Origin of the sequence: Polystyrenella longa (assembly GCF_007750395.1) — a bacterium.
GTDB lineage: Bacteria > Planctomycetota > Planctomycetia > Planctomycetales > Planctomycetaceae > Polystyrenella > Polystyrenella longa.
The window spans coordinates 4,845,254-4,863,782 of sequence record NZ_CP036281.1 but is presented as its reverse complement, the minus strand read 5'-3'; the positions used below and the strand labels follow the sequence as shown (position 1 = coordinate 4,863,782).

The window sequence follows — 18,529 nt, the reverse complement described above, 5'->3', positions numbered from 1 at the left end:
GACAGACTAAATTCATAGCGGGTGAGATTCAAATCTCGAATTCGTAATCTTTTTCAGTTTCGGCGTCTCCACCGAAGGACTTACGGAAATCATCGACGATCTCTTTAATGGTGTCCTGTTTGCCAACGAGTTTGAGATAGTAGACATCGTCACCTGTGTTCAAGATTACAGAGATGACACGGGCGTTCTCCATTTTTTCAAACTTGCCCAGTACTGGTGGACCAACAGGATTTTTGTAGTCGCCTTGCACGTCAACTAAGATGTAGCTTCCGTCAGTCGTTTTGCCTTCTTTGACAGTCGAGGTGCGACCAGCAGGGTCGAACTGACTGAGCCAACGCATAATGTTGGCGTCCGTTTTTCCGGCGGCTCCCTGGAAATGAAAGAGGATCAGATCGGCGTTTTCTAAATCCGTTCCTGGAACGGGAATATCAAATTCCGCCAGACGGAACCGACTCGTGTTCTCCTTCTTCATCCAACTTTCGGGCATTTGCAGCGTCAGCTCGCGAACGGTGACTTCTTTCGTCGGGGTGTCGTCCGCCTGGGCCAGCATGGAAGACGAAACCAGTACGATCGTGGTGATCAGCATGGTGACAAAGGGTAAGGTTCTATGATTCCAGAGCATCAAACGTTTCATGAGAAATTCCTCGGGTTGTAAGTTGATGGTGTATATTTGTCATTTTGAATCGTGATCGGTCACCTGCGCCGCGGTGGAGAACCGAAGTTTAGTTTAGGAGAACAGGGCAGATGACGAATAAGAAGGCCACTGCTTGAGTGACCCTCGGGGGAGAGACGGGAGGGGGCGAGTAACCCTTGTTCTTGTGAACCGGCGTTCCAAATCCGGTAGGGATCCCGATATCTCCAGTTCGATTCTAGCGGATCAATGAGCCTGATGCAGTAGAAAGCGACTGCCGCACAGTAAGTTCATTGAAACCAGAAACAGAGTGGGTAATGGCTATTCCCCTCGTGCAGCGGCTTCTTCTTCCGCCTTCAGGGCGGCGGCTTTCTCGGCAGCCGCTTTGGCTGCGGCGCGTTCTGCTTCGATCTCTTCTTTGAATTTCACGATGACCGAAGAGCCTAGGTATTTTTCGATGAAAGGAACGGTTTTGGAAGCCATCGTATCGATACGGCGTGCACCGACCGGGTTACCCAATCGAATCGCTTCCTGCATTGGGAGGACGCGAATGGTGTTCAAATCGCGTTTCAGTTCTTCCGCTGTGTCCAACTCATCAAATCTGGGGAGCAGTTTGTCGACCTTTTCCCAATCTCCCTTGGATGCGGCGACTCGAACTTCAGCGATGATCGAAGACCGCGTGGCGATGACTTCCACAATGCGCCCTTTCAATTGCTCGATCATTCCTTCAACTTCCAAACGGGTTGAATCATCGGGCAAGGGACATTCGGCGAACTCCTGAATACCAGGAACGATCGGTACTCGACCTAATAATGCACTGCCGCTGTTGATATATAACCATTGCACCGGGTGTTCCGGATTGAGAGTGACTTCGATGGTCCCCTGTCGGTCCGAGAGATGCCGGACAGGTTCTTCAATCGCTTCTTCGCGGTAGGAGTTTTTCAGAAACGATGTAATGTAATGTGCGACGAGTGGAATGTCTGTTTGGTTGAATTTACAGAATCGGATCTCAGTGGAATCTCGTAGAGGGCGTACGCGAGTCGCGTACTGTTCCACTCGGCGGAGGCCTCGTCCACCTATTGGAGTCTGAGCTCCCGATATCACGGAGCAGACGAGACGTCCTCTGTCAATTTCTTCAACGAGGAAGTAGTTCCAGTCGAAGAACTGGATTTGTTTCACTTCATTGTTCTTGTCGAGATAACGAAGCGAAGGAAGCAAGACGTCGCCTGGCCTCACCTGAGCAGCGAATTCATCCGCCGCAGGATATTCTCCGGCGCGGAGGGTGAGATACGCTTTATTGTCGGATCGATCCACCTTCATGACTTTAGTCATAGGGCGAAACGTGCGAACGATCAGATTGTTTAACAGTACGGGGACTTCTTCGAGCGAAAGTACCCGATCCGATTCGACCAGGCTGAATGTCTGAAGGACAGAATCCCATTCTCGTACCGCAACGTCATACATCATTCCTTCTTGATCAACAAAACAAATAAAGACTTTGTCCCACTCATTGGCTGAGTAATCCGCTTGCATCCGTTCTGGAGACGTCCGATTAAAGAGATCCATTGACCGGGGAAGCAGAGATTTGTTTTCCTGGACGACCCGGTTCCACATTTGGCCGTAGGTTCGATAGTTTAATTGTTGAAGCTGGCTAACAACCTGCTCCCTCATCGGTGGAGTCAGTTCGGCTTGATCGGAAAAGACAACCTGAATCTGGACGGAATACGGATCGAGATCGTAGGGGAGATCATTGTTTCGGGCAGCGCATGCGGGCGTCACACTACTGATGGTTAACCAGAAGAGCAACAACAGCAAGCGGATGACGCCCGGAAGAAAAATATTCTGCTGGATACCGGAGTTATTCATAATGAAAGTCTGGATTGAACTAGCTGATTTGAAGGTCTAAAAACCGGTAGGAAACCAAGCCTGAGAACTCCATTGTTCGACACCCTGATAGGGATAGACTGGCGCCAATGGAAAACCTGTGACTGTCTTTCGCAGAACGATGTAGTCGTTAACCTCCCACAAGGGAATCATTTCGACGTTCGCCTGCAACTGGTTGTGTAGCATGTGGAGCGACCGGGTGGCTGTCCGTAAATCGCCCGCGTTTTCGAGGTCTACCAGTTCCTGCCGTAACCAGGAGGGAAGGTCGACCAGATCTTCCGCACGAGCCACATCGCTCATCGTCATGTAAGGCCAGAGTTCGACAATCGGTTCTGCCATACGGTGCTCACGGAGGACGAGGTCCCACCCCGATTTGCGGTCCGTCGCTGCATTTTCATCCAGAAGTTCAATTTCTAAACCGATCCGTCCCCATTCCTGAACCATCTTTTCGGCCGCCTGCCGGATGCGAGGGTCGGGGACACAAATGAGTTTGAGCGGACCAAACTTTTCCTTGAGGTTGGCTTTGGCGGCTTCGACGAGACTGTAGGCAAGTGTCAGATCGTATGGTCGCAATTCGGACAATGGGTCGTATGCTTGATTTTCTGAAGGGAACGGGGCTGAAATCACACGACCCAGTTCCGGGTTGTCACTTTGCAAAATGATGTTTTGAAGAATTTCCTGTCGGTCAATGGCGTATGCAAGACCGCGTCGGAGTTCCCGATTTTTGAGCATTTCAGTATTGGGATTGAACTGCAAAACATACGATTGAGGTAGCGAGCGGCGTTGGACGAAAAACCGGCCATCATCCTGAAGCAACGAGACAAGTTCTCCTCGCACACTGGGTAACATCGAAATTTCACCCCGAACGAGACCTTGAATCGATTTTTCCAGCGACTCGTATTTGATCTCCTCGACGGCGGCGACATGATACAACGTTTGTTCTGAAGGCTCGGAAGTCGAACGGACGTACGTTCTGGTAGTCTCTGTAGATGACTGCAACTCGAATCGACTGGGCGGCATGAAAAGGTCATTGATCGCCTGGTTAGACTCGTCATTCGGATTGGGGACGCGATGCTCTACAGGGAAAGAGAGCAACGCTTCGGGACGCAACGGCACTTTAGAGAAAGTGATTTCAAAACGGCTGGGCGATTTGACGTCGACTCTTTCAATATAGTTACGCAGACGCTCGTCAGCATCAGGAGAATTTGCCTCCAGACGCCTTTGTAAGGCGTCGTAAATGTCGAATGAGTTCAAGGGTTGGTACGGTTCCCAGCTCTGGAACTGGGCACGCAGGTCGAACGTCAATTTTTTGCCCAGACGAGTGGGAACCCAGTTACTCAGATAGGGGCTGCTGTAGAGAGCGACTTCCTGCGCACTCTGCTTTTCAAACAGATTCGCATTTTTCAGGTTCTCAATGCGTACTTCGGCGTCGGTTTCGAAGGGATAGTTTTTGGCATCGTCTGCAAATCGCAGCACACCGACTTTTAATACCTGGTAGCGTTCTGCGATTCGACGATAGGTGTCATTCAGGCGATCTGCCTCTGGCCAAATCTCTGCAGCATTGTTTACCGATTCTAATGCACCGGAATAATTCCCCTCTCCGTACTGACTCAGTGATTTCTGGATCAGATCCTGGGCTGCATTATTGAGTCGACTTTCCCATGTACCATTAAGTGGATTATCTGGAAAATAGGCTCTTAGTCTGCCCAGATAAAATCGTGCCCGGCGGTATTGCTCCTGTTGGAGACTTTCGTCGACGAGTTTGTTGACGGTCTTCCCGAATTCGGCGGACAGCCCCTGAAATTTACGATTGCGATCGTAAAGTGCCATCAATAGAGCGAGCGCAGAATCTGGATTTCCATTATCTAAATTGTATTGGGCTTCGATTTGGAGAAGTTTATCGTGTTGCTCTTCGACTCCTGGCCAATCCGGTACAAGTCGCTTTAGTTTGAAGAGTAAGTCAAAAGCTTCTCGAAATTTCCCCTCGTTTCCGTACTGAGTTACCCACTGCAATAACTTGTCTTCGTGATAGAGGATGCGATCCACTTGTCGGTAATCGAGAAAATATTCTTTCTCAGATTTATCATCTGGCAGGAAGATGCTCATTTTGAAGAGCTGCTCTCGTTTCAGGACGTGTTGCTCTTTCTGTTTGTCGGTTGCGTCTCGAGGGAACGGAGGAAATTCATCAATCGACGTTTCGATTTTCTGAAGCGTATCCGGCCGAGGGGCAACCGGCTGAACTTCCAGGACGACTTCTTTACCGTTTTCCAATTTGTTCAGAACCAGCCAGTCAGATGGCTTTTTGGTCATGAGCTCTTCGGCAGTAGGGAAATTTGTCAAAAGGTCTTCCAGACGCGGAAGGCCCACTGATTGATTGTTCTGTTGGTTGGTTTCAGGATTGGGTTCCGCTGCCGTTTCGCCATCTGATTCGGCGGGGGGCTCTGTCTCTGCTGGCGGATTTTCAGAGGCCGCAGGTGCCGCAGGAGATTCCTCGGCTGCATCGTCCTGTGCGTAAGCTTCCTGCGAGAACCCGGCCACTGCCAGCAGTGCGAAGCAGAGGAATGAGTTCAACAGCGTCCGTAACGAGCCCGTCGTCAGGGCGAACGCTCGCCGTCGTACGCGGGAGCTAACCACGCTGGGAGAACTGTTCGAACCGTGGGAGATTCGAGGTATTAAATCTAAGTTCTTATCCATCATAACCGAACGTGAAATTAGTCGTGTTTGGGATCGCCTGTTTGGTAATCGGTTGAGGCACAATTCTTCGCAAGACTTACTGAGAAAATAAGGAAGACAACTGGTAGAGGCTACCATCGACAGTGGCTCCGATAACATCGTTTCCAAAGGCGAAGAGTGGGAGCACGAGCGGAACATCGAGAACACCCAACTCTGTCATTTCTCCTGATTGAAGATCAACTTTTAGAATTCGTCCAGACAGGTCTGCGGCGAACATCGTGGTGCCGCGTACCGTGGGTTCGACGGTGATCGAGCCACCATCAAGAGGGTTATTCCAAGTCGGTTTCAGATCACCTGTGACAGGATAACCCCAGAGTTGATTGTCTGCCTGAACGAGGAGAGTTTCTCCAGCGACCCACAGATCTCCTGAAGCGGAAGCGGGAAGGTCGATTGTGTTGGTGACAGTCAGTGAAGTTGTGTCGATGACCTGAAGTTTGCTGTCCGATGTCGCCAGGAAAAGCGTTTCTCCTGACAAGACCGGCGCTACATCGACGGGCACACCGAAATCATAATTAGTGATTTCACGGAAGTGGCTCGGATTGTCCGTAGTGAATTCATATCGCGCCAGGAACCCGGCGTCCGTTAATCCCAGGAACTCATTTCCAGACAGAGGAATTAATGTCTTCCAGCTGGAATCCGGAGTTTTGAAGTCATTAATAACCTGACGGCTGTTCGCTCCGGAAGGAATCAGAATGAGGTTGTCTGCGACTGGCAGAACGGTGCCTGCTTCAATCTCGATCGGGTTCGCCTCGACAGGGGCGGATAATTTTCGTGCCGGAGTGACCTGACCTGTTTTTGAAATCGTACTGTAAAATGGATCGGCATTTCCCCAGGTCACGAACATCTGACCATTCGCCATTGTCACCACACGAGGTGGCGTATCCGACATGCTTTTTTCCTGATCGAGTGGAAGTCGATTCATCGACTCTGTGAGGAAACGTTTCTCTTGAAAATCGGATTTTCTTACTTGAACGACGGAGCCAGCGTCTGTCAGACACGTCAGCGTGGCCTCATTCGCTTCTATTGTGCCGATGACTTTGGCGCCGAAGATCGTTCTCCAGTAACTGTCGAGGCTCTGGCGGTTTGCCTGAGAAAGAAAAACGGCCGGAGAGAACGGATGGCTTCGACCGACGAACACTTTCTCGTGCTGCATCTGCAATGGTTGAACAGGGGCACCGGTCGCAGTCTCTTTAGGGTTGAGCTGGAAGTGGTCGCTGTTAATCTGCAATTTGCGAAGCGCGTCCTGACTCATCCAAAGTTGCCCATTTGGGCCGATGTAAAGGTAAACTGACTGTTCATTCGAGGGGTTTACAGAGGCTGTTTCGCCTGTCTGTTCTTCCTGCATCTCCTGGAATTGGAATGCTCCATCTTCCGTGAGCATTTGGGTCCCTGGGTCTGCGGACACGGTGAAGGACGTCAGTCGTTTTCCCGTAGAATGGACGACCAGCTGTTTGCCCCTCAGGAAGGGTGGGTTTACTACTCGTCCAGCAATCTTCTCCTGAGCTTCCGGAACAATCTTTTGAGGGAATTCCGCTGGATTATCGGGGAACTCGGTTCGTAATACTTTTAAAGTACATTCATCCGCGCCCGTATTTTGCGTGATGAGTGCCAGGCTTCCCATGGAGATAATCGGAATATCGATGTCACCTGGCAGGTGTCCGAAGTAGGAAACCGCTTCGCATTTCAGAGGGCGAAGCGAGAAGTAGTAGAACAGTTCCTGTTCACCGGCGATCAGGCAATGCCGTTCGTCGGCAGTGAGTGCTGGAGAACCGAATAGTGGCTGGGCAAAGTGCAGACGAACCATTAATCGGCCCGATCGCAGGTCGAGCTGATAAAGGTTGTTCTGGTCCGTAGCAATGAAAATCGAGGAATCGTGTACGAGAGGTTTTCCTGTGACTTGCTCCGGGTTGCCGTCTGCAGTTTGCAGCGGTTGTCGCCACATCAGCTTTCCGGTTGTTAATTCAATGGCGACGAGTTCGTGGTGCTGAGAGTCGAAGAAAATCACCCCTTCCGGAGCGGTATCCACCAGAATAGGAAAGAAAGACTTTTCAGGTCCGGTTAACCGTTGCCAAACAGGTTGCCCCGTGATGGTGTCGATTCCGTAACAGCTGTTCTGAGTTTGAATCAGGACGACTTCACCTTCGGACTGGCCTGGCGTTTGAGAACGGGTGTGAATGGCGATGGTTAAAGGGGGCGGATACGAAGCTTCTCGCTCCACTACAATGGCTTCCTGATCCAGTTCCGTAGAGGTGACGAGTTGCTGTTCTGTTTCCAGAATCTGGCCCATTTTCTCTTTGAGCTTTTTGTTTTCTTCGAGATCGGGATAACGAATAAGAAGTTCCCGGCGTGTTTTTAATGCGGCAAGCGGCTGTTTGCTTTGAATCGCCGTTTCAATTCGTTGAAGATGCTCAACGAAGACTTCTTCCTTAAGTACAGCGGACTCGGCTGCACGATACAAACCGTCGAGCTCTTGATTGAGCGCTTTCATTTCGCTCTCGCTTTCAGGGCCGTACGCGGTCACTTTTTCGCGGGCTTCTTTGGCGAAGGCCAGGAACTCTCGTTTCTTCTGAGTTTGTGCAGAGGCGATGGCACCTCGTGCGATGGTGTTGGCATAAGAAAACAGAACGCCTTTTTGATCAGTCACAAAACCTTTGGTGCCACGATTATCGATGATGAAATTATCAAGTTGTTGCAGTCCGGCTTCCCAGTTTCCGCCAGAGCCGGCGATCTCTTTTTCAATTTTCGCCTGCCCCAGTTTAATTCGGGCCGCATCAGAAAGTTCTGTGACATTCGGATATTTTTCGAGGAAGCCATTGAATGAAGAAATGGACTGGCTGTATTTCTTCTCTTCAAATTGAGTCAAAGCATTGTCATACAGTTGCTGACTGTCATTGCTCAGGAACAGGACGTAAAAGATAGCAGCCAGAACGATCAACAGAAGCGAGCCACCACCAAGAAACTGCAAGAGCTTTGAACGTAGTAACTCTTCCTGGCCAGGACGAACGGCGCTGCGATTGCGACGGGCTTCCATCCGGCTTCGTAGTTTTTCTTTAGGAGAAATCTTTTCTTCGTCAGGTTTATCGTCGTCGGTGGTTTCTTCTTCATCCTCGGAAACTTCTTTGGCATCCTCTTCGACTGCGTCGTCTTCAGTTTTATCTGAGTCTGAGCTGGAGGCATAGTTGTCCGCAGGGGCGAACATGTCATCGTCTTCCAGGAAGTCATCATCATCGAGAATGGCAGATATCGCCGATTCTTCTGGTGGCGGAGTTTTCTGCTTTTTAGGTGGCTTTTTCGACTTGATCGTTTCGGCCTGGTCATCCGGTTCTTCCGGAGCCACATCGCCGAAAATGTCATCCTGAGAAACCGGTTTCAGATCTACCGCCGAAGCCGCGCGAGAAGAAGCGACCGCAGCCTCACCCGAGACGGTCAGCTTTGTTCCACCGATCGTCACTTTATCGTTTTCAGTTAGAATCGTTTTCCTTGTTTTGATTCCGTTGATATTGACGCCTGCCGAAGTGGCGGCGGCAATCACGATGCCCTTGTCCGTCAAACTGAGACGGCAATGCATGGTTCCCACGCCCGGCTCCTTCAGTTGCACGTCGTTATTTCGATGCGCACCGATTGAGACAGGGGATTTGGATGAGAGTTCAATCTCTTTCACTTCACCCGTGGGTAATTCCAGTTTGATTACTGCATCACTGCTCATTGTTGTTGATGCCTATTTGGCTCATCTGAAAACTTCAGATACAAAAAAAGGAGTGTATATATTTTACGAGGCTAGTTAGCCGACTGTTGGATGTCGGTCAGTCTAATTGAGTGACATCCAAAAATATCTGTATAACAAAAATGTCTGTTTAAGTCGTTTGATTCAGGGTGGAAAGTCTTTTCGATGGGAGACCTGCCGGTCATTCAGTCAAGGTTGTAATACGAACCCGCTGAATGCCCGCTTCAGCAGCCGAGTCAAAGACCCACACGACTGTATCGTGTAACGCCTGGTCGTTCACGGTCATCATGATCTCTTGCGATCCTTGCTGTCGCGCGTACTGTGCAATTTTCTCTGCAACCATGGCTGGGTCCTGGATGACTTCCAGTTCGTCTCCGATCATGATCGTATTGTTTTCATCGATCTCGATGAGAATCGCCGTGTCTTCAGTTTCTTCCATTTCGACTTGCTGAGTCGTGGCCCCTTCTTCATCGGGTTCCGGGGGTGGAAATGGCATTGTTTTCTGAAGACTGAACGAAGCTGAAATCATGAAGAAAATCAGCAATAGAAATGTGACATCGACCATGGGGGTCAGGTCCATGTCATCCATTTCCGTTTCCATCGAACGAACGGAGAACCCTTCGTCTTCGTCGTCCTCATCTTCCTCGGGAGGTGGCCCTACAATAACGGGGCCGCCAGCATTCGGTTTAGAGGGGGGGGGATCGGAATCGGGTACAGAAGGGTCGTCGCCAAAGATATCATCGATGTTGCCGATCAGGTCGTCGTCCTCGGAAGTCTTCCCGGGACTCTGGGAAGGAGTCCTTGAGGTAGCTCCATCAATTGCCGGAACCGGTACCATCGCAGAACAGGAGGGGCATTTAATATCGCTGCCGGACTGCTTGCGCGAGATGCTCAGGCGGGTCTTGCATTGTGGACAACGAAATTGAATCGGCATGGCTTGTGGAACTTCTGTAGTGGTCTACCCGGTGTATTGAAAAATGGCTGGTAGGAATAAAGAGGTCAATTTGAGGAACGGGATTTGTCTTCGACTCCGATGTGATACCTTACGTTTTCTATGTGATCGATTTCTCGCAATACCTGCTGAACATACCCGTGCGGCGTATCGCGGTCGGCTTTGATGATGACGTTAGGTTCTTTGATTCCCAGTGCCGCCACAGCTGTTTTTACTTCAGCCTCTACCTGGCCTAGATTGATGATGGGAGAGTTCGGTTTGTCTCCGAAACGAATTTCCGGTTCGTCGGTGGGAGTGTCGGGGGCTGCGATGGTGATAATGACCGAATCGCCTTTATTAGTACCATCGCCGTGTCTTGCGCCAGGAGGAGAAATATTGGAGGATTCCTGCATAGTCGAGGTGACCATGAAGAAAATTAATAACAGGAAGGTGACATCGATCATGGGCGTAATGTCCAGATCGGCATCTTCCGGTTTTTTCTTTTTGGCGAGCAACGCTTTTTCGCTGCCACCCATGAAGACGGTTCTTCTAGCCACGCTGATTAGCTCCGGATTGCACGTTCGAAGTCATTCAGAAACCGGCCGAGATCGTCTTGGACGGAGTCTTGCAGTTTTCCGATTTGCACGTTGATTTTGTTACCGAGAACCACCAGTGGAATGGCGATTGCCAACCCATAGGCCGTGGTTAACAGGGCGAAACTGATGTCGTTCGCAAGCTGAGCCGGGTCGGTACCTGTTTCCTGCATGGCGGCGATCTTACCGAACGCACTGATCATACCGGTAACGGTTCCGAGCAGCCCCAACATCGGAGCACTCTTAACGACGGTGATCACCCAGGAAGTGGTGTATTCCAGCTCAGCCAGAATTTCACGCTCGAACCGCTCCGCCAGCATGCGACGGACTTTAGTTAAGCCCAGCTTCTTGTTTTCAATGGCGACCATGATCAATTGCGGAACCGCTTTACTCCAGTACGGAGGCGAGTCGCAAAGCTCAACGACCGCGTCGAAATCGCGATCTTCCAGGTACATACTGACTTCTTCGAGGAAGGCGTCAGAGTTGGCCCGGCTGCCCATCGACTTCTTCTTAACGTTCCGGTTGAGAATCGCAATACAGGCGAGTCCCGCCATCGCGGCTAACGCCATCGCGGCGTAAATTATATAGCCGAAATACTCTAGAAATATCTGCTTGGCATCCATCTGGAATTCCACTGCTTAATTAAAGTGTTTAGATTCTGATTGTGTGAAAACGATGTTCGATTAAAGGCGATTTAACGCAGGTAAAGCTGTCGTGTTACGATAAAGGCGTAACCCCCTGCTCGGCGACTGACGGAAAAATAAGTACGTCGAATTTCTTTAACATTTCGATTGCGATACGCAAGTTCTTTTTGTGCCAACTGGTTTTCCGTTTCAGCCGGATAGAAGTGCAGCACAGGGACGGCTTTGGCGTCGATCCCCGCTTTTTTCATGAGTTCCACGTCCGATTTTCGACGTCCCGCGTCCTGCCATTGCATGTAAAGTCGTTGTTCGTCTTTACTGATTTTTCTGCGGCGAACCGTCGGGGTGGAGGCGGATATATTGGAGACGTAAACAACTTCGCTGCCGATCAATGCTCCCAGCTCGATTTTGAAGAAGTCGAGTTGCCGGGCGTATTCTTCCAGCGTGTCTTTGTCTCCAAAGCGAACAACCCAGCGCTGTGCACGAGAGAGAGCCCCTTCGCCCCCTCCTTCACCCAGGGGTGGTTTTCCCGAGCCATCCGCACTACCAGGCTTGCCTGTCGATTCTGTCGCTTCCTGAACCTGGTCCTGTACAAATTGCGACGCGTTGTCGGACATTTCGACGACGGTTTCGAGTGTTTCGAGAATCTGTGTCTCTTCGCTCGGCAATTCTGCTTCGGAAGGGTCATCGCTGACGTCTTCGGGCGATTCGACTTTTAATGTTTCGTCGATAGCACCGTCGAGTTCACCACCAGCAGGGACCATTGGTTCGATGATCATCTCGCCATCTGGCTGAGGAATACGGGAGGAGAACCACATGATGAAAATGGCGATCGCGGCGAGCAGGCAAGCAAGAATTACTGAATACATCCACGAACTGACACGATCGTATTGCGTAATTCGCATCACAGGTCGAGGATGATGATTATTATTCGCCGTGGCCATGGCAGTGGTACCATTCTCCGTAGTTCCAAGTTGGCTCGCCAGTTCGGGAAAGCCTCTTAGAAATGCAGGTGTGAGGTTAATTCTGTTCCAGTAGTATAAACGCGCCCGCGACAGGAAACCGGGTTTCGATGTCGAAACGGGACGGAATTCATTTAAATTAAAGGTTCATCAGGAATGGTTGTCATAATCGCTGAGATAGATGGCGTTGATTATTACCAAACCGGAAATGATGCTGATTAGTTAAGAATCAGAATTGAAGACCAGAAATAAAGTAGTGCGAGGCGATATGAATTGATGTTTCAGGCGGGAGAAACTGGAAAACCGGAATGTAGAAATGTGTACAATGGTGGGTAACACAGCGTGTGGTTTTCCAGAATTGTGTAACTCAATCAAATCAATACTACCGACGTGCCAAATCGAATGTCAATTAACGCCCATGGTGGAAGTGCTGGTTCAGAGAAGACTGACGTGACTTTGTTTATGTAATTGTCACGACCATTCCAATCAGGGTTTTTCCTCTGGTCCACAAGAGCAGGCCAGATTTCCACAGCCAGGACAGCCACGGCCGTATTTCTGATAGACCGCTTCTCGCAGGTCGACTCCACTGATATTGGCGATGGTTGCCAGCCAGGCAAGAACATCAGCAAATTCAGCAGCCAGTTCTTCCGGTGTTCCTTCACGCAAAGCAGCCGATAACTCGCCTACTTCCTCCATAAACCACATGAAGGTTCCTTCCACTCCCCGCTCTTCGTCCTTTCGCGAATACATCTGATCGATCAGCGGTTGGAGTTGATCGAGCGAGAATTCGGAATCGGGGAGTTGATTTTCAGCCATGAATGGCTCCAGGACGTTGGCTACTGTGAACATGAAATGGCGTTTCGCTGTCACTATGATAGCCCCGACTGTTAAACCATGGGCTGGGGAGAAAGCGGCAAGCCGGTAATCCCGATCAAGAGGATCGGGAATAGAGAAAGGTGATCAGATAGAGAGTCTGGTCAGCCTGAGTCTAGCCACTCGTGACGCAGTTTCCAACGTATACTCTCGAAAACGTAGAGGGGGTCACTTAATCAACACCAAAAAAATTTCCGGGCCCCATAATACGAAAAGTTGTATGAGCTAACGTGAATAACAGCGCGGCGAGTGAATAGATGTTAATCACTTTGTGAAGCCTTGGTGTGACGGCTTATTAGCAGCAAGACAAAACAACTGATCAGGCTTCCCAGCAGGGCCAGAGCCATATCCTGGTGAGCATCCCAGATGTCTCCTTGCTGGCCATTGTAGCTTTCGGCGGCTTCCGGGGCAGCGACCATTGTGAGTGACCATTCGGCCAGTTCATACAGCGCCGAGGTCGCGAGAATTGCCTGAACGGTCAAGAGAATCAGTATCCCGTTTGACTTCGTCAAGTAGCGATCCAGCAAGTGCCAGGCGGGAAGCGAAAACAGTGTTCCGTAGAGCAGATGAACCAATCGGTCGTAGTGGTTACGCTCCCAGTGGAAAGTTTCGGATAGACTGACGCCAAACAGGGACTCCGTCCACTCGTCGTAGGGAACGCAGGAGTAAATGTACCGGGCTCCAATCAGGTGCAGGACCAGAAAAGCGATGATGGCATAGAGATCGACCTCCTTCAGCAAGCGGTATCGCATCAAAATGAAAATGACGATCCAGGCACCGACGGTCGGAATGTGCTGTAGCACGTAGAATTCGGGAAAAGGAACGTCAAAGCTGAGGACGATCCACATAAGAAAAAACAGCACAACCGTTGCCCAGCGGCATCGCCGTGTCCACCTGCTTGATTTCACTTTCGAATGTTGGACTTCCATCTGATAAACCTGCTGTTTCTGTCTCCTTATTATGCGAAAAAACTTTCCGTATCGCCAATGGATGCGGAAAGTTTTTCGTGTTAATGCTTTACTGAGATGCTCAATCGAGAGATTCAGGAGTCAGATTGTTTACTCGACTTCGTTGTGCCCGAGAATATCGTCTTCTGTGAAGGTCACGTGATTGACGACAGTCCGGCGTTCGGATGTGTAAACGGCGTGGATGGTTCCATCTTCCGCCTGGATCATGTAGGGATAAGCGGCGCTGTCGCCCTGCTTGTTGACAAGTACGCGCGAGTGCGGCCATGTTTTGCCATTGTCCGTGGAAACGCGTACGACCAACGGCATGCGCCGGCCTTCAAAGCTATTGTTGTAGATGAACATCAAATGCCCATTTTTCAGCTTGATCAGGTCGATCGCCGAGTTGGGATTCGGATAAGGGGTATCCTCTCCTTCGGTCCAGGTTTGGCCGCCATCATGGGATTCGGTTTTGACGACAAAACCATCGGGTACCGCACCATATCCCCCTCCACGACGGCAGTAGGCCAGAAGATTCTCATCGTCAAGCTGGACGACGGAAGGTTGAATATTGCCCATTCGCGAATGGATGATGTCGGTGAAAGTCCACTTCATCGTTTTGGGATCGAGCCGTGCGAAGAGTGAGCCACTTTCAGTTCCCACGATTTCGCGATCATCGCCAGTTTCGTGATAGATCGGCAACAGGAAGTCGCCATTGTTCAGCGCGATTGGTTGCGAGCGGACCATCATGCCTCTATCGAACGTGAGGAGTTCCGAGTCGGTCCAGGTATGAGCATTGTCTTTCGAGTACTTGTATTTAATGATCGAATCAGACCAGGTGTCACCGTAGCGAACGACGTAAAACAACCAGGCGACTCCCTGTGGGTCGCACCAGATGACACCATTACCATCGGCGCGGTCCGGTGTGTCTGCGATACGTTTAGGGGTGGTCCATTTATCTTTTCCCTTAGGAAGACGAGAACCGTAAACGGCGGTATCCCCTTCGTATTCGCCCTCGCCACCGTAATACGCGATGAACAAATCGCCGTTGGCAAGTTCTTCGATAGTGGCGGGGTGTTTGTAAGCTCCCCCTGGTACTTCCGGGTCAAGGACGCGTTCGATTTTGATTTCCGCTGAAAGCAACGCAGGGCTGCAGAACATAAGTCCCGCGGCAAACCAACTGAGAATGGCTGATCTGGACATGAAGCTAAGTTACCTGTCATCTGAGAAGGAGTGGGTGCTGAAGCCCGTCTGAATAGAGACAACGTGACCTCACATTTCTCGTGAAAATCATCACAGAAAAAAGAGGTCACTGTTATTCTGTTCAAACTTAAATGGAGATCCCACCGCCGTAAAGCCACAATCCGCGGGAGGCATTCAAACTTTTGTTCAGTGTAACAGGTTGGTTAGGCCGGAAAGTCAGTTGAGTTCGACTGCTTCTTCCCAGTGTTCAAACAGTTCTTCGAGGCGATCGCAGGTTGAGTCATATTCCTCTCGAACGATACGGGCCTGCTCGCCATCACGCTGGATTTGGGGGTCAATCAATTTCGCTTCCAGCTCCGACTTCAGTTCTTCCCGCTCCGCAATTTCTACTTCGATATCTTCCACTTTGCGATAGGAGAATTTACGCTTCCGTTTGGATTTGGGAATTGCCGGGGTGCTGGGCGTTTTCTGGGTGACAACCGGTGTTTCGACCGGCGGAGGGGCGATTTCGACCGGGGCGGACTTAGCTGTATTGTTGGTCGCAGGCTTGTTCTGTTCCTGGCGACGGCGTTCGTGGAACTTCTGAAACTTGGAATAGTTCCCTTCGAAATATTTGCAGCTGTCCGGTTCAAAAACGAGCACGCTTCGTGCGACCTGGTCTATGAAGTACCGGTCGTGACTGACGAAGAGGATGGTTCCGTCGAATCGGAGTAAGGCTTCTTCTAGAGACTGCCGTGCCCACAGGTCGAGGTGGTTCGTAGGTTCGTCAAGAATCAAGACGTTAGGGAATTGCAGAGCGAGTCTTGTCAGGGCGACCTTACTTTTCTCGCCCCCACTCATTGCGCCAACTTTCTGAACAGCCAAATCTCCCTTCACGCCGAACTTGGCCAGCCAGTTACGAATGAAGCCGGGAGTAATTTCCGGGTTGTCGAGCGGTCGTGCCGCTTCTACACCATCGAGTGACGGATCGACCCCAGATAGCTGCTGGTCGTAATAGCCGATTTTGACATTCGTGCCATGGCGGATTTTGCCCGTGTCCGGTTTCAGTTCATCGACGAGCGTTTTCAGAAACGTCGATTTTCCGCACCCGTTAGGCCCCAGTACGCCCAAGCGTTCTCCTCGCTCGATCTGCAAGGTGAGATCTTTGAATAAAGGTTCGCCGTAGCCTTTGCTGAGTCCCTTAATATCGAAGACCCAGTCGCCCGTCCGTTCCGCTTTAGCGAAGTCCATGAAGGGTGTGTCGAAATCGGTTGGATTGTCGATCTTGTCGAGTCGGTCCAGCTTTTTAACCCGGTCGGAGGCCTGAGCATGTTTCTGGCCGTACTGGTTCCGGCGAATAAAGTCGGAAGTCTTTTCGATGAACTCCTGTTGCTTTTCAAACGACTTTTGTTGCAACCGAATGCGTTCTTCCCGTTGACGCCAGTACGCGGAGAAGTTTCCTTTGTAATCCGTCAACTTGGATTTGTAGAGTTCGAACGTGCGATTGGTGACCCGATCAAGAAAATACCGATCGTGGCTAACCAGCAGCAACGTGCCGTTCATACTCGACAGGTAAGATTCCAACCATTCGGTCGCGTCGATGTCGAGGTGGTTCGTCGGTTCGTCGAGAATCATCAGGTCCGGAGCACGCAGGAGCAGTCGCGCCAGTAGCACCCGGTTCTGCTGACCACCACTGAAGGTGTTGAGTGGTCGGTCGTATTCTGCCTCGGTGAATCCAAGCCCCTGCAAGACTTCGTCGACCCGGTGATCGACATTGTATGCATTGAGCCGTTCGAGTTCATGCTGCAGGTGGTCAAACCGGGCATGCAGCCGATCGAGTTGGACCGGATCGGTGACCGTCGCCATGTCTTCCGCGGCGCGGATCGATTCGGACTGTAGCTCATATAAATGAGCCAGCCCGGACTTCGCCTCTTCGAGCAAGGTGCGGTTGTCGTCGAAATCGGCCTCTTGCTCCAGCATGGCGATTTCAAGAGAGGCAGGGTGCTCGATACTGCCTGAATCGGCGTCGTCGATTCGCATCATTATGCGCAGCAGCGTCGATTTGCCAGCTCCGTTGGGGCCAACTAAACCAATTTTGTCCCCAGAAGAAATATCGAAGGAGACCTTGTTCAGCACCGGCTCTGTATCGAATTGTCGGACCAGATCCTGGACAGTAAGCAAAATCATACGAGTTTATATTGTATTTTGAGTTAAGGGAGGCGAAAGAATTCGGTTATTGGGCCGTAGGGAGCGGGGTCGAAACTCTCCCCTCCCCGCCGAGGGCGGAGAGTGGTGGTGGTTGCGATGCTTACGGCCGCACGTTAGGCTACGTCTTTCCCCGAGAAGGCGAGTTCAGCGGACTTCGCGATCTGGGCAACTGTACCGTAGTCTCGGCGAGGCTTATCGGTTGACAGTATATAGCAGACCCCGCGGAGAGACGACAGCTTCCGGGTGAATCTCCCCGGTGAATTTCGACAGAACCGACTTCTCCGAACTCCCTGATATAAACGACCTATCCTACGGAAATTTGACAGGTAAGCGAACGCGATGATGACCGACGAAAAAGTTTTAATCCGCATTGGCCACAGCCCCGACCCAGACGACGCCTTCATGTTTCATGCATTGGCGAACGACAAGATTGAAACAGGCAAGTATCGTTTCACCCATGAGTTGCAGGACATCGAGTCCCTCAACAAGCGGGCACTCAAAGGGGAGTTGGAGTTAACCGCCGTCAGCCTGCACGGTTACGCCTACATGACCGACACCTATGCAATCTGCTCCTGCGGAGCGAGCATTGGTGACAATTATGGTCCCATGGTCGTCGCTCGCGAAGAATGTGCGATTGAAGACCTCAAAGGCAAGAAAATCGCCGTTCCAGGTACGATGACAACCGCTTTCCTCGCTCTGAAACTTCTTCTGGGCGATACGTTCGAGTTTGAAGTTCATCCCTTTGATGAAATTTTGAATATCGTCGAGCGGGGCGATGCCGACGCCGGCCTCATCATCCACGAAGGCCAACTCACCTATGCAGATCAGGGGCTTAAACTGATCGTCGACTTAGGCGAATGGTGGTACAAAGAGACCGATGGCCTTCCCCTTCCCCTGGGCGCGAACGCAATTCGCAAAGACTTGGGGCAGGAAGTGATGGAAGAAGTCACCGAGTATCTCAAACAGAGCATTGTCTACGGACTCGAAAATCGCAAAGAAGCGTTGGCGCATGCCCAGAAGTATGGCCGCGATCTGGACGATGCTAAAGCAGACAAGTTTGTCGGCATGTATGTGAACGATTATACGGTCGACTTCGGCGACAAAGGTCGCGAAGCGGTCAAACTGTTGCTGAAAAAAGGTTACGAACAGGGCGTAATTCCTAACCCGGTTGAAATCGAATTTATCGGTTAAGTGGCCTTTTACGCAATTGGCGAACCTGACTG

Annotated in this window: 13 protein-coding genes; 1 reads left to right on the top strand and 12 read right to left on the bottom strand. The window is 50.8% G+C overall.

What is annotated here, in order from left to right; all coding sequences use genetic code 11:
* Positions 1-28: 28 nt before the first annotated feature.
* From Pla110_RS18065 to Pla110_RS18010, 12 genes are all read right to left on the bottom strand, one after another.
* Positions 29-634 carry a hypothetical protein gene (locus Pla110_RS18065; protein ID WP_144997791.1) on the bottom strand — a complete coding sequence of 202 codons (606 nt, stop codon included), beginning with the start codon at positions 632-634 and terminating at the stop codon, positions 29-31.
* A gap of 318 nt (positions 635-952) precedes the next feature.
* Positions 953-2,497, bottom strand: coding sequence for a hypothetical protein (locus Pla110_RS18060; protein ID WP_144997789.1), 1,545 nt, complete (start codon positions 2,495-2,497; stop codon positions 953-955).
* A 36-nt stretch (positions 2,498-2,533) separates the two neighbouring features.
* Positions 2,534-5,149: an ABC transporter substrate-binding protein gene (locus Pla110_RS18055; RefSeq protein ID WP_197440272.1), complete on the bottom strand. Its 2,616-nt coding sequence runs from the start codon at positions 5,147-5,149 to the stop codon at positions 2,534-2,536.
* A gap of 136 nt (positions 5,150-5,285) precedes the next feature.
* The gene (locus Pla110_RS18050) at positions 5,286-8,954 is read right to left on the bottom strand and encodes an outer membrane protein assembly factor BamB family protein (RefSeq protein ID WP_144997785.1); all 3,669 of its coding nucleotides are present in this window, start codon (positions 8,952-8,954) and stop codon (positions 5,286-5,288) included.
* 199 nt (positions 8,955-9,153) lie between these two features.
* Complete coding sequence (locus Pla110_RS18045; RefSeq protein ID WP_144997783.1) at positions 9,154-9,906, bottom strand: biopolymer transporter ExbD; 753 nt, start codon at positions 9,904-9,906, stop codon at positions 9,154-9,156.
* A 65-nt stretch (positions 9,907-9,971) separates the two neighbouring features.
* On the bottom strand, positions 9,972-10,460 hold the full coding sequence (locus Pla110_RS18040) for an ExbD/TolR family protein (RefSeq protein ID WP_144997781.1): 489 nt from the start codon (positions 10,458-10,460) through the stop codon (positions 9,972-9,974).
* Between the two features lie 5 nt (positions 10,461-10,465).
* Positions 10,466-11,119 carry a MotA/TolQ/ExbB proton channel family protein gene (locus tag Pla110_RS18035; RefSeq protein ID WP_144997779.1) on the bottom strand — a complete coding sequence of 218 codons (654 nt, stop codon included), beginning with the start codon at positions 11,117-11,119 and terminating at the stop codon, positions 10,466-10,468.
* 71 nt (positions 11,120-11,190) lie between these two features.
* Complete coding sequence (locus tag Pla110_RS18030) at positions 11,191-12,081, bottom strand: hypothetical protein (protein ID WP_144997777.1); 891 nt, start codon at positions 12,079-12,081, stop codon at positions 11,191-11,193.
* A 504-nt stretch (positions 12,082-12,585) separates the two neighbouring features.
* Positions 12,586-12,915, bottom strand: a complete 330-nt coding sequence (locus Pla110_RS18025) for a MazG nucleotide pyrophosphohydrolase domain-containing protein (protein ID WP_144997775.1) — start codon at positions 12,913-12,915, stop codon at positions 12,586-12,588.
* Positions 12,916-13,232: 317 nt separating this feature from the next.
* Complete coding sequence (locus tag Pla110_RS18020; RefSeq protein WP_144997773.1) at positions 13,233-13,901, bottom strand: DUF2238 domain-containing protein; 669 nt, start codon at positions 13,899-13,901, stop codon at positions 13,233-13,235.
* 129 nt (positions 13,902-14,030) lie between these two features.
* Positions 14,031-15,119 carry a sialidase family protein gene (locus Pla110_RS18015; protein WP_231742567.1) on the bottom strand — a complete coding sequence of 363 codons (1,089 nt, stop codon included), beginning with the start codon at positions 15,117-15,119 and terminating at the stop codon, positions 14,031-14,033.
* A 216-nt stretch (positions 15,120-15,335) separates the two neighbouring features.
* On the bottom strand, positions 15,336-17,285 hold the full coding sequence (locus tag Pla110_RS18010) for an ABC-F family ATP-binding cassette domain-containing protein (RefSeq protein WP_144997771.1): 1,950 nt from the start codon (positions 17,283-17,285) through the stop codon (positions 15,336-15,338).
* Positions 17,286-17,645: 360 nt separating this feature from the next.
* Here Pla110_RS18010 and Pla110_RS18005 point away from each other — a divergent pair, with 360 nt between their 5' ends.
* Positions 17,646-18,497, top strand: coding sequence for a menaquinone biosynthesis family protein (locus Pla110_RS18005; protein ID WP_144997770.1), 852 nt, complete (start codon positions 17,646-17,648; stop codon positions 18,495-18,497).
* The last annotated feature ends 32 nt before the right edge of the window (positions 18,498-18,529 follow it).